Annotated in this window: 10 protein-coding genes; 6 read left to right on the top strand and 4 right to left on the bottom strand. The window is 34.5% G+C overall.

Annotation, left to right across the window (positions count from 1 at the left end; translation table 11 throughout):
- From VI621_RS02715 to VI621_RS02705, 3 genes are all read left to right on the top strand, one after another.
- Positions 1-444, top strand: a 444-nt coding sequence (locus tag VI621_RS02715) for a GldM family protein (protein WP_324216855.1), incomplete at its 5' end; no start/stop codon positions are given.
- 52 nt (positions 445-496) lie between these two features.
- Complete coding sequence (gldN, locus tag VI621_RS02710) at positions 497-1,387, top strand: gliding motility protein GldN (protein ID WP_324216854.1); 891 nt, start codon at positions 497-499, stop codon at positions 1,385-1,387.
- 115 nt (positions 1,388-1,502) lie between these two features.
- Positions 1,503-2,549 carry an FAD-dependent oxidoreductase gene (locus VI621_RS02705; RefSeq protein WP_324216853.1) on the top strand — a complete coding sequence of 349 codons (1,047 nt, stop codon included), beginning with the start codon at positions 1,503-1,505 and terminating at the stop codon, positions 2,547-2,549.
- Between the two features lies 1 nt (position 2,550).
- Here VI621_RS02705 and VI621_RS02700 read toward each other — a convergent pair whose 3' ends face one another.
- Positions 2,551-2,931, bottom strand: a complete 381-nt coding sequence (locus VI621_RS02700) for a DUF983 domain-containing protein (protein WP_324216852.1) — start codon at positions 2,929-2,931, stop codon at positions 2,551-2,553.
- Between the two features lie 94 nt (positions 2,932-3,025).
- Here VI621_RS02700 and VI621_RS02695 point away from each other — a divergent pair, with 94 nt between their 5' ends.
- Positions 3,026-4,933: an ABC-F family ATP-binding cassette domain-containing protein gene (locus tag VI621_RS02695; RefSeq protein ID WP_324216851.1), complete on the top strand. Its 1,908-nt coding sequence runs from the start codon at positions 3,026-3,028 to the stop codon at positions 4,931-4,933.
- A 211-nt stretch (positions 4,934-5,144) separates the two neighbouring features.
- Here VI621_RS02695 and VI621_RS02690 read toward each other — a convergent pair whose 3' ends face one another.
- Positions 5,145-6,116 (bottom strand): App1 family protein, encoded by a 972-nt coding sequence (locus VI621_RS02690; protein ID WP_324216850.1) that lies wholly within the window; start codon positions 6,114-6,116, stop codon positions 5,145-5,147.
- Between the two features lie 64 nt (positions 6,117-6,180).
- Between VI621_RS02690 and VI621_RS02685 the strand changes: the two genes are divergently transcribed.
- On the top strand, positions 6,181-7,050 hold the full coding sequence (locus VI621_RS02685) for a diacylglycerol/lipid kinase family protein (protein WP_324216849.1): 870 nt from the start codon (positions 6,181-6,183) through the stop codon (positions 7,048-7,050).
- Positions 7,051-7,059: 9 nt separating this feature from the next.
- On the opposite strand, the gene VI621_RS02680 is transcribed toward VI621_RS02685, so the two are convergent.
- Positions 7,060-8,208 (bottom strand): GNAT family N-acetyltransferase, encoded by a 1,149-nt coding sequence (locus tag VI621_RS02680; RefSeq protein WP_324216857.1) that lies wholly within the window; start codon positions 8,206-8,208, stop codon positions 7,060-7,062.
- Positions 8,209-8,304: 96 nt separating this feature from the next.
- Between VI621_RS02680 and VI621_RS02675 the strand changes: the two genes are divergently transcribed.
- The gene (locus VI621_RS02675) at positions 8,305-8,583 is read left to right on the top strand and encodes a 4a-hydroxytetrahydrobiopterin dehydratase (RefSeq protein ID WP_324216848.1); all 279 of its coding nucleotides are present in this window, start codon (positions 8,305-8,307) and stop codon (positions 8,581-8,583) included.
- 49 nt (positions 8,584-8,632) lie between these two features.
- Here VI621_RS02675 and VI621_RS02670 read toward each other — a convergent pair whose 3' ends face one another.
- Entirely contained in the window at positions 8,633-9,115 is a 483-nt protein-coding gene (locus VI621_RS02670; RefSeq protein WP_324216847.1) for a DUF1761 domain-containing protein, read from the bottom strand.
- Positions 9,116-9,138 lie beyond the last annotated feature (23 nt).

Here is a 9,138-nt window from a genome sequence, read left to right as displayed (position 1 = left end):
GGTAAGCCTGGAAAATATAATATCAGTCCTGGTCAAGGAACCGAATTAACGATTAACGTTACTGGTAAATTACCTGACGGAACATCGGTTTCAGATAAGAAAACATTCAGAATTAAAGGTATTCCAGGTCCAACAGGAACTATTAGAGGAGAAGCAGGAATTGTTAAAGGTCCTAAAAACAGTTTAGAAGTTTCTACAGTTGGAGCTAAATTATTTGACTTTGATTTTGAAGTTGGTTTAAATGTTGTTGGATTTAATCTTAAAGTTGCCGGACAACCTACTGTTGTGGTTCAGGGGAACAAATTAAATGCACAATGTAAAGCTGTTATTTCTAAAGCTGGACGTGGTGACCAAGTTACTATTTCTGAAATTAAAACTAAATTAGTAGGTGCCGGTAGCTATATGTTGCCTAGAACTGCACCGGTAATTTTTGAAATACAATAATAATTTAAGTTAGACGTTATTCTACTTAGATAAATTAAAAATGATAGAAAAGATGAATTGGAGAAATTTTTTATTGGTTATTATTTTTGTTGCAGGAAGTGTTTCTTCATTTGCGCAATCAAATTTGCTGAATGCCAAAACGCCTGAGGAAATAGGAAAAAAAACAGCCGCTCAACTAATTTCTGACAATGATAAAGCCTTAGCTTACGGTTATGTGCACGACAGAGATGTTTTAATGGGGAAAACTACTTGGGAGATCATCGATTTAGATGAACGTATCAATTTTCCTTTGTATTATCCTGTTGATAGTACTAATATCGGTAAAGACAGAAGATCTTTATATGATGTTCTGACTAAAGCAATCAAAGACGGAAGAATAACAGAAATTTACACCGATAGTTATTTCAATGCAAAGAAGACAACGAAAGATATTGAAGCTTCATTGTCACGTATTGATACGACAGACGCAGGAAGAGAACAATATAATGCTGGTGTCGCTATTGACCCACAATATATCGTTAGAACTGATTTAGGTGCTTTTCACGTTTCGGATTACAAAATTAAAGGGTTCTGGTATTTTGACAAACGTCAAAGTGAATTGAAATACAGACTTTTAGGTTTATGTCCTGTTACTCCTGACGTTTTTACAGTTGGAAAAGAAGAACAAGATTATATCGAATTATTCTGGATTTATTTTCCATCAGCAAGAGCAGTGTTGCATGAAGCTAAAGCATTTAACAATAGAAATTCAGCAATGCCAATCGATTTTGACCACCTCTTAAACTCTAGAAGATTTAGTGGTGTGATTTATCAGGAAGAAAATGTGCAAGGCGATAGAGCTATTGCAGATTATATGAAAGATAATTCTCAAATGCAATTGTTAGAATCAGAAAGAGTAAAAGATAAAATCCGTGATTTCGAACAAGATATGTGGAATTACTAATACAAAATTTCTCCAATACTAAATATAAACTCTTACTGTAATGGTAAGAGTTTTTTATTTTTGTATCTTATTCAAATTGAATTGAGTTTCAAAATATTCAAAATTATTAAAATCGATGTTAGATTATTTAATTATTGGCTCTGGCTTAGCAGGAATAGCGTTTGCGGAAACTGCTTTACAAAATAGAAAGACGGTTCTGTTAGTTGATAACGATTCACAAAACTCTTCTAAAATTGCCGGAGGTTTATACAATCCTGTAATTTTAAAGAGATTTAGTGAAGTTTGGCAGGCTCAGGAACAGTTACTTTTAGTAGATCAGTTTTATAGTTCATTAGAAGAAAAGCTGAACATAAAAATTGATTTCAAAATTCCAATTTTAAGAAAATTCTTTTCAATCGAGGAACAAAACAATTGGTTTGCCGCTTCTGATAAAGTAAATGTAGCTCCTTTTCTTTCTTTAGATTTAATCTCAAAAAAGTACGAAGGCATAGATGCTCCTTTTGGATATGGAGAAGTCTTGCAAACAGGTTATGTAGATACCGCAACTTTATTGGCAAATTATAAAAAGTACCTGATTGAAAATCAAATATTATTAGAAGAAACCTTCGATTACGCTGCTCTAGAAAATAAAAATGAATTTTTTCAATATAAAAATATTCAAGCCAAACACATCATCTTTGCAGAAGGCTTTGGTATGCACGCCAATCCTTTTTTTAAAGATTTGCCATTAGACGGTACCAAAGGCGAACTATTTATCATCAAAGCGCCGGAATTGAATTTAGATGTCATAATTAACACCAGCGTATTCATTTTGCCTTTAGGAAATCATTTATTCAAAGTAGGGGCAACCTACAATTGGAAAGACAAAACAAGTTTGCCGACAGAAGAAGGAAAATCAGAATTACTCGAAAGAATCAACGAAATTCTTAATTGTGAATTCGAAATAGTAGAACACTTTGCTGGTGTTCGTCCTACTGTAAGAGACAGGCGTCCATTAGTAGGAACGCATCCAGATTATGAAAGAATCCATATTTTAAACGGTTTAGGAACGCGTGGCGTAATGCTTGGGCCAGCTATGGCAAAGGCTTTACATGAAAATATTGAATTAGGAATACCTTTAGATAAGGAAATTGATATCGTTAGATTTTATAAAAAAGGATAACCTATTTTTCGAAATTTTTATCATACGATATAAACATATTGATATATATATTCCTTGACCATCGCAAAACGAAAGGAAACAATACAATAATGGCAGCAATTATCGAAATAAAGGCGGTTTTTAAGGAACAATTTAGAATAACAAACGATACTATAAAAGCGGCAATACCTATCGCAACATTCAATCCGTAACTAACATACATCGCGCCATAAAAGAACGAAGGTTCAATCTGATATTTTAAACCACAATGACTGCAATAGTCATTCATTTTTAAAAGATTTTTCAAATGGAAAGGGTTTTTGTCCAAATACATACTCTCTTTCTGACATCTTGGACAAGTTCCTGTTAAAATACTATATAATTTGGATCCTTTTTCTAACATTTGCAAAAAATTTGATTTACCGTTTTGGTTTCGATCCCGAAGCTTCGGGACGGGATACAAATTTACACATACAATTACACATAAAATACAATAAATGCTTAATATACATAATTTATCTGTTTCTTTTGGAGGAACTTATTTGTTCGAAGAAGTTACCTTCAGATTGGGTGCCGGAGACAGAGTTGGATTGGTCGGAAAAAATGGTGCTGGAAAATCCACAATGCTAAAAATATTAGCAAGGGATTTTGCTCCTGATTCTGGCGTTATTTCGCAGGAAAAAGAAGTTCGAATGGGTTTCCTTCGTCAGGATATTGATTTCGAACAAGGAAGAACCGTGCTTGAAGAAGCATACGAAGCTTTTGTGGATATTAAGATTGTAGAAAAAAAACTGGAAGAAATCAATCATCAATTGGTTACCAGAACCGATTATGAAAGTGATGCCTATAGCCAAATCATTGAAGATTTATCTGATTACACGCACCGCTTTGAATTATTAGGCGGATATAATTATGTTGGCGATACCGAGAAAATCCTTCTTGGATTAGGTTTTAAAAGAGACGTTTTTGATAACCAAACCGAAACTTTTTCCGGAGGTTGGAGAATGCGTATCGAATTAGCCAAATTATTATTGCAGGCCAATGACGTTTTGTTACTGGATGAGCCAACGAATCACCTGGATATCGAAAGTATTATTTGGTTAGAAAGTTTCCTTCGTAATTATCCCGGCGTTGTGGTAATTGTTTCGCACGATAAAATGTTTTTGGATAATGTGACTAATAGAACCATCGAAATTTCTCTTGGTAAAGCATACGATTTCAATAAACCATATTCTCAATATTTAGAGTTGCGTCACGAAATTCGCGAAAAGCAATTGGCCACTCAAAAGAATCAAGCCAAAAAAATCGAAGAAACCGAAAAATTAATCGAGAAATTCCGTGCCAAAGCTTCCAAAGCTTCCATGGCGCAATCCTTGATTAAAAAATTGGATAAAGTAGAACGCATCGAAGTCGATGAAGACGATAATTCCGTAATGAATATTTCGTTTCCAGTTTCAAAAGTTCCCGGAAGAGTAGTTATAGAAGCTGAAGAAGTAACCAAAAGTTACGGTGATAAAACCATCCTGAAAGACATTTCATTATTGGTGGAACGTGGAAGCAAAATCGCTTTCGTAGGTCAAAATGGTCAGGGAAAATCAACTTTCATCAAAGCTATTGTCAACGAATTCGAATACCAAGGAAGCATAAAATTGGGTCACAACGTACAAGTAGGTTATTTTGCTCAAAATCAAGCCGAATATCTCGATGGCGAAATCACCTTGCTGCAAACCATGGAAGATGCCGCAACTGATACCAACCGTTCCAAAGTACGCGATATGCTGGGTTCTTTCCTGTTTCGCGGCGATGATGTCGAGAAAAAGGTAAAAGTCCTCTCAGGAGGCGAAAGAAACCGTCTGGCACTTTGTAAATTGCTTTTGCAACCCATAAATGTTTTGGTAATGGATGAGCCTACGAATCACTTGGACATCAAATCCAAAAATGTTTTGAAAGCCGCGTTGCAAAAATATGAAGGAACACTGCTCTTGGTTTCTCACGACAGGGATTTTCTTCAGGGAATGTCAAATTTGGTTTACGAATTCAAAGACCAGAAAATCAAAGAATATTTAGGTGATGTAAACTATTTCTTAGAACAACGCAACCTCGAAAACATGCGTGAAGTGGAGATGAAAGACGCCTTAAAAGCATCAGCTCCAAAAGAAAGCAACAAATCTTCGTATGAAGATCAGAAAAAGAACAAATCGTTACAAAATCGTTTGAGCAAAGTGGAGAGTCAAATCAAGCAATTGGAAAGAGATATTCAACAGGACGACAAACAATTGGCTTCCAATTACGACAAAAATATCGATGACGCTTCGTTTTTTATGGCCTACAACAAAAAGAAAGCCGAATTAGACAAACTGCTTCTCGATTGGGAATTAGTGCAGGAAGAAATCGACAACGCCTAATTTATAACTCACTTGTCATTCCGAGAAAGGAGGAATCTGGAGCTATTTCCGGCTGTCCGTTACAAGCTTTCTTGAAAACGGCTATTTTTGTAAAAAGTAAAAAGAGCTTCTATGGTCGCTTTTTTACTTTAACAAAAATTAGCCGTTTTCGGCAAAAGGCTTTTCACTTCCATCTGGGCTAGGGCTATAGATTTCAATTAGAAATTAGATTTTACTCCAGAATCAATCCTATCGTTTTAGAGTGTGCAATCGCCTCACTGCTATCTGAAAAATAACAAACAGCTACGCCCAGGCTCTCCAGATTTTTCATCACAATTACAGCTTTTTCTTTTTTGTTTTCACCGGTTTGCCTAATATAAACCGCTTTTACAGTAACTGGAAAAATTTTGCAAATGGCCTCATACAAGAAAGGATCATGTTGTGAATCATCACCCAACAAAATATATTTTAAATTCGGATAAAACTCTAAAATGTGTTTAATCTTATCAAATTTATGATTGTGATTGCCTCTTCCGGTCAGGAAAAAATCAGTTAAACTGGTTTTAATATCCTTCAGTAATAAAACCGCTCTTGGCAATTCATGAATTTCAGTAAATTTCACAATAAATCGATACAAGTTCCATTCACTGCTCGAAACATAAAAAAAGGCATTTTGTTCTTCTTTGTTATTCCTTCCGGCTGAACTTAACGCTTGATAATGTGGAACTACATCTTCAAAAACTTTTCTGTTGTTCACGTTTCGGAACAACAAAATATATAATTTCTTAAAAGGATTCATGGTATGCGAAACCAAAAAAGTATCATCAATATCCGAAATAATTCCTAAATTTCCTTTGTGGGGCCGGATGTAACTTTCCTTGGTTTCTATTGTTTCACTTTTGTAAATAATACTCACCTTATAATCAATCCAGCCATAATTCACATCCTGATCTAATGGCACGCAAAATTTAAAATAACCGTCATTTAGTGTTTTTGTATGGATTTTTGTGTTGTTATGTTCCAGATAAACATCAGCATTTGCGTGAGTTTTAACTTGAAACATACCTATAATTGAAGTGGCATTCTTAAAGTTTTTTTTCTGAAAATCATAATCCTTCTGTGTTGTTGGTTTAAAAACATGCCCCATCACAATTAATTCCTGTTCATTTGCATATCCACGGTATAATTTCAAAATCGGCTTCATTATTGTAGTACTTTTGATGTGTGCTGAAAATTAATTATTTTTAATCAATAAAAGAAGGTAAAGTTTGAAAAAGAATATCATAATGGTTGCCAATCCGATTTCCGGAGATATTGATAAAGCAGAAGTAATTGAAATTGCAGCCCTTTTTGCGATAAAAGAAAACCTACATTTCGTTCTCTACGAAACTTCCGGAGAGGATGATATTTCAAATATACGTTCTCTCTATAAAACCTATAAGCCTGAGCGAATTATCGTCGCAGGTGGTGATGGAACCATAAAAATGGTAGCCGAAGCAATGGAAAGACAGGATGTGATTCTTGGAATTTTACCAGTCGGTTCCTCTAATGGTTTGTCTGTTGATTTAGATTTACCGGCATCACTTGAAGAAAATTTGGCCATCGCTTTCCATAATAATTACATGGAAATGGATATGATTGTGATTAACGGTAAAAAAAGTCTGCACTTAAGTGATTTAGGAATAAATGCCGAGTTGGTTAAGAATTATGAGCAAAGTACCATTCGCGGTAAATGGGGATATGCATTACAAACATTTACGACTTTAAATGAATTAGAAGAACCGTTTACAGCAACAATAACGGCTAATAATCAAACTATTGAATGTGTGGCACGAATGATTGTTATTGCCAATTCTCAAAAATATGGTACGGGTGTAACCATCAATCCCGACGGGGTGATGAATGATGGAAAGTTCGAGTTGGTAATTCTGAAAAACCTGGATTTATTCGTTTTTGGAAAAATAATTACAGGAAATATTCCTGTAGGTTCCGAAGATGTAGAAATTATTTCAACCGATAAAGCAACCGTTACAACCAATGTACCCGTTAGTTTCCAGATTGATGGGGAATATTGCGGTGCCGAAACCAAATTGGATATTCATATTTTGCACAAACAGATGAAAGTGGCCATTCCATAATTTTCCGAATTATTTAAAAGGATTCCGTTCCTGCCAATTCATTTCAGGTTCAAAAAAGCCGAATAATTTTGACATAAACAAATTAAGTACTCCATTACTGTGTTTGATTAAGCCAAACATTTTTACAGGCTTTGCGCCAACAGAACTCTTGATTTCCAAAGCTGTTCTCGCAAAAATAATGCGTTTGTATCCTTTGTTTACAGAATAGCCAATCATGTCATACAACATGTTCAAATAAAGCATTTTTTCGCGTTGGCATTTTTCATCATAACCCAGAAAATAGGTGTCAATGTCGGTACCGTTTTTGATTAAAGTATTAAACCCAATTAATTCACCATCTATAAAATAACCATAAAAAAGAAATTTATCGTGCAAGTGTTTTTTGAAGATTTCAAAATGATTTTCAGGTAAATAAAAAGTGTTGAATGGGGCATTTTTGGCAACATCCATATACAATTCATGAATTCTGTCGTTATAATTCCTTATCTCTTCAAGCGATAATTTTCTTTTGGAAATCCCTTCCGCTTTTTTTCGGGCTCTTTTGTATTGGTCCCTGTATTTTTTACTCAAATCTCCAATATAATCGTCAAACAACTGCCATTTTTCCTTAATCTCAAAAATCATATTGGGCTGCGTGGAGAACAGAAAAAAAGATTTAAATTCAGGGATTTTGAAATGTTGAATATCAGAAGCAGAAAAATCTTTAAAAACGGTGAGGTGTATATTTAGTCCTTTTTTAAAAAATTGATTCTGGATTTCCTTTGCGGCTTTGTTTAATAAAAGTAAACCTTCCTGTACTGGTAAAATTTCATCAAAACAAAAGGCATTTTGCCCGGTTAGCGTATTGTTTCCAATCACTAAAACATTAGAACAGAAATTCTTAAAAACAAAATTCCGAACCTCGGTTTTTAAACAGTGATCTCTTTCTCCAAAAGAACTTACATGACTTAAATTAATGAATTGCGATAAAGCCAACCCAACCAAATCTTCGTTATTAAATAACCCAATAAAATGACACGCAATGTTTTCCGGAGCAGAAGCCTCCAAAACTTTCAGGTAATTACTGGTAAGAAAGATATTGTTGACCGCTAAATGATCCCAATTTGAAGGAAGATTGGAAGCAGAAGTATATATTTTAAAAGTAAAAGCTGGGTTCAATTGAATAGGAAATTTGTATTTGTCTAAATTAACATTTAAAGTTAAATCAGAAAACAATTGGATTAATTTTAACTAATTTTATGAAAAACAATAATCATGACAACATACAGCGAAAAAACAGCACAGCCATTACTGGAAAATTTAAAAGATTGGGATTTTAAAGCGGATGGGATCGAAAAAAAGTTTCAATTCAAGAATTTTACCGAAGCCTTGGGTTTTATGGTAAAAGTGGGCGTTTTAGCCGAAAAAATGAATCATCATCCGGAACTATTCAATGTATATAATAAAGTGACTATTCGTTTAACCACCCACGACCCAAAAGGATTGACCGATAAGGATTTTAAGTTAGCGTCTCAAATAGAAGAGGTAATTTAAAAAAAAATCTCGCTTCATTGAAGCGAGATTTTTTTAATGAGTAATTTTTTTATATCCAGGCACAAATAATACCGCCCATAATCATGCAACATACTACCCAGAAACCACCGGCTATTAAGGTGTATTTCCATGACCTTCTTTCAAAAAGGGCATTGGTTCCAATCACCGGTAAGGCAAAAAACAATCCTGAGAAAAAACCATGAAGCATACCGTGTTTAAAAGTTCGGAAGACAGTTCCGTAATCCGCCATAAATGCGGCATAGGATGGTTTTGCAGTTTCAACTTCACCACCAATCATCCCAGAAGCGCCAAATTGATGAATGGTTAAAAATTGTAAAATAAAGGCAATGAAAAAAGCATAAACCACTGCCATTCCAAAAGTTAAAGCCATATTGCTGCCTTTCATTTTTTCTTCTGTTATTCCGGCTTCTTTCATCCAGATAGTCCCAAAAACTTTCGGATGGTACCATACAAATCCTACAAAAAGCGTTGAAAGCGCAGCTGTTAAAAGGGCTAAAAAGTTAATTTCCATAAGGTTAATTTTTTAAGGTTAGT

The sequence above is a fragment of the Flavobacterium sp. genome (assembly GCF_035292545.1).
Taxonomy (GTDB): domain Bacteria; phylum Bacteroidota; class Bacteroidia; order Flavobacteriales; family Flavobacteriaceae; genus Flavobacterium.
Note: the sequence above shows the minus strand (reverse complement) of the source record. Positions and strands in the feature narration are given on the sequence as shown.